5 protein-coding genes and 1 pseudogene are annotated in these 3285 nt (G+C 62.9%); all 6 read left to right on the top strand.

The features are described 5' to 3' along the window. The coding region (locus tag MJD61_20880; GenBank protein MCG8557713.1) for a transposase at positions 1–161 on the top strand (161 nt) is incomplete at its 5' end. Between the two features lie 465 nt (positions 162–626). Then, positions 627–1367 carry a TIGR04255 family protein gene (locus MJD61_20885; protein ID MCG8557714.1) on the top strand — a complete coding sequence of 247 codons (741 nt, stop codon included), beginning with the start codon at positions 627–629 and terminating at the stop codon, positions 1365–1367. Continuing rightward, the gene (locus MJD61_20890) at positions 1360–1737 is read left to right on the top strand and encodes a hypothetical protein (GenBank protein MCG8557715.1); all 378 of its coding nucleotides are present in this window, start codon (positions 1360–1362) and stop codon (positions 1735–1737) included. Before MJD61_20885 ends, MJD61_20890 begins: the two co-directional genes overlap by 8 nt. Before the next feature lie 7 nt (positions 1738–1744). Continuing rightward, positions 1745–2311: a hypothetical protein gene (locus tag MJD61_20895; protein MCG8557716.1), complete on the top strand. Its 567-nt coding sequence runs from the start codon at positions 1745–1747 to the stop codon at positions 2309–2311. Between the two features lie 179 nt (positions 2312–2490). Beyond that, on the top strand, positions 2491–2991 hold the full coding sequence (locus tag MJD61_20900; GenBank protein MCG8557717.1) for a hypothetical protein: 501 nt from the start codon (positions 2491–2493) through the stop codon (positions 2989–2991). A 129-nt stretch (positions 2992–3120) separates the two neighbouring features. Then, a pseudogene (locus MJD61_20905) lies at positions 3121–3285 on the top strand (transposase).

Below are 3285 nucleotides of genomic sequence, written 5' to 3' on the forward strand. Positions count from 1 at the left end.
AACGCAGCGCCTTTTTCGAGGCGGTCGCGGCCGTGCGCGCCTTCCGCACGGCCTACCGCGCCGCGCTCCAAGCCTGGCGGCGAGGAATCCGCGAGGCACAGTTTCCACACGGCACCTGGTTCATGTGCCATTTCCACGGAGCTGCGGCCGCGCCCGGCTAGCGGCCGTAGCGACCCGCCTCCGAGCAGCACCCGACGGGATCTTCGCAGTCCCACGCGGCGCTGCGCGTTCAGCGCTTCGATGCGTGTACCTTTGCCGCGCCGTTGTGCGGCTCCCCCACACCAGCGGCCCATCTCTGCGGGACGAGTCCGGCCGCGCAACCCGGTGATCCAGCTGCGAGCCGCCACCACCGCACCCGCCCGGACATCCTCAAGCCTCAACGCGGGTCAGATCGTCCCCAACGCGGGTCAGATCGTCCCTTCGTCCCTTCGTCCCTTGACTCCCTTGCCCTTGCCCTGCCCGGAACCGTGATGGCCGAGGCGGCCGGAGGCCGGAGGGGACACCGCCTCGCCCATGGCGACCCGGAATATGCGTGGAATCTAAGCGGTCTAGTATCATTGACCGGCGGAGGATCAAGCGCGAGGCCTGGACTTCGACCATTTTGGTGGGTAAGTGTTTGAGATCGGATGATAAATCGGCGTCGGTACAAGAACCCTCCGATTCAGGAGGCACTGGTTGAGTTCCAGTTTGCTGGCTCCGAAGAGGGGGACGTGACGGTCTTCGGTGAGTTGTACGCGCTCCTCAAGGCCAAGTACCCCACCAAGCGGGTTCGGCACTCGGTCGAGCATGCGATCCATGTGAGTCCCCAGGGCCCGGTCCCTTTGCCTCCCCGTTCAGGGATCGACCGTGTCCAGTTCCTCAGCGCAGACGGAACTGAGCTCGTTGCCATCGGTGTGAACGTCCTGAGCACTCACCGGCTGCGTCCTTACACCGGGTGGGACAAGTTCAGCCCTCGTATCGCCGAGGCGCTCGACTGGTATCGACAGGTTGCGGGCAGTCCAGGTGTGTCGCGGATTGGTGTCCGCTACATCAACACGCTCGATTGTGCACAGGGCCTGAAGAGCCTGAACGAACTGCTCTCCATCCCAGTCGGGCTGCCGTCGGGGTTTCCGGATAACCTCGCCAGCTTTCTCATGCGTTTCGAGGCACGGTACGACGACAGACGGCGTCTGCTGCTCACGTTGGCTCGCGCCCCCGGTGAGAGCTTCGGGGTCGTTGTGGACTTCGATGTCATCTTCCAGGCGGCAGAGGGTGAACCACTCGGTTTCGACGATGCTCTGGGTGAAGCTGAGCAACTTCGAGACCTGGAGAGGGAGGCGTTCGAGTTGGCAATCACGGATACGGCGAGGGAGACATTCGATGCATGAACGGATTGACCAGACCGCGTCTTGGGTGGATCGGGCGAGCTCCAAGCAGCCGCGCAGCTCCGGCTCGGGCGACGTCTTCTTCGTTGACTCCCGAACGCCCTTCTCCGCGTCGCACGCAGGACGACTCGTTGAGTCAATCGTGGGAGAGATTGGGCGGCGCGCTGGTTCTTCCGTTTATCTCGCGGAAGAGTCGAAAGGCGCCGAATCGGTTCGTTTTCATGAAGACGTCGAAGAGTCCCCCCATGAGGTTGTCGACGTGGCTCCGATTCGGCGCTTCTCAGCGACGGGCACGGTGAGCGTACTTCGTCAAGGTTCGGCCGACCCCCACCTATTCGAACCATCTGAAGACTGGCTGGACGACGACGAATAGGCACGCAGTGGGGTACACGGAACGGGAGCCTGACTGGTACACAGTCACGGAAGGGCGCGAGCTGGAGCAGGGCGACTACCTACCCAGTCTGCCCGTTCCGCTGATTCATGATCCGGGCGCTTCGCTGGGGGAGGGCGACAACGTCCGTGTGGAGTTCGAGGTCCACAACGTCTGCGTGCTTACCCAGTCCTGCAACCTCGTGAACAAGAAGGCCCAAACCGTGATGCTTGGGCGTGTCCTTGCGTGGGCGGACTTGGTGGACGCTCGCAAGAAGGCTGGTGACGAGGGTTACGCCAAAGAGGGGATGAGGAAGAAGGTCCAGCAAGGCCTGCAACCGGCTCTCTGTCTCCTGCATCGACGCAGGGATGAACCCGGCATTCCGTGGTCGGTGGTCGATTTTCACACCCTCTTCGTTCTTTCCCGCAAGGCTGTCGAGACGCACGCCGCCTCCATCGGCAAACGGCTTCGTCTCGAATCGCCGTATCGCGAGCACCTTTCGCAGGCCTTTGCCCGCTACTTCATGCGTGTTGGCCTTCCGCATGACGCTCGAGCGTTCTTGAAGGATCCAAACTAGTGCCCGTAGTCACGCGGTTTCTGTCCCCGGGCGACAGTCCACCCCGGTCTTCTTCTTCCCGCCCTTGCTAGCAGCTCTCTTGCGTTGCTCGGGGCGCCTTGCGGGGAGGCCGCGCGCTCTGTTGCGGCACGTTTGGTCGGTCCTGCAGGTGGTCGTGGTAGTGGCTCGGCGAGTACTTGATGGATCATGTTGCGGGGCACGATCCGCCGCCCGGGTTGCTTTTCAGCATCAAAGGGAGCGGCGGCGGACTCAATATCGCCTTGGGTGGCGCCGTTGCACCCGGCTTGATCGTCTTTGGGGAGCTGTTTGATACGCTGGCCGTTGACCCCGAGGTGGAGCTGGCGACCTTCGGTAGCGCGGACATCGACGCCAACGCGGTTGTGGTTGGTTTGGGCGCCGGTGTCACCTACTACCTTCTCAGCAATAGTTTCTTCGCGGGCGCGCTCACCGTGCAGCAGCTCTCATTGCAACAGGACGGTGACGAAGTCGCGGAGTCCAAGTTCGGTACTGGTCTCAAGCTGCAGTTCGGGCACGAATGGTGGGTGGGAGCAGATTGGGGACTGGGGCTGTGCGCCCAGATGTTTCTGGGACGTATGCGAGACAAGAACATCGGTCTCGGCAATCCCCCAACCTGGTCTGCCTGGTCGCTGAACGTCCTGTTTTCGGCTAGCTACAATTGAAGCTACCTAGAGGTGATCACGCGGTTTTCTGTCCCGGCATTCCATGCTACCGCGCGATGTCCCGCTGGAAGTGGAAGGTTTGGTGGAAGGTTCAAGGGCTGGCGTGCCCTGGGCAGGCGCGCGGTCCGTAAGCTGTCGCCCTACAAGCGAGCCAAGAGCTGGGAGGCGCTCCGCGAACGCAACCCGACCTTCGCCGTCGGTAGCGGGCAACGCAGCGCCTTTTTCGAGGCGGTCGCGGCCGTGCGCGCCTTCCGCACGGCCTACGGCGCCGCGCTCGAAACCTGGCGGCGAGGA

The organism is Pseudomonadota bacterium (assembly GCA_022361155.1).
GTDB lineage: Bacteria > Myxococcota_A > Polyangia > Polyangiales > JAKSBK01 > JAKSBK01.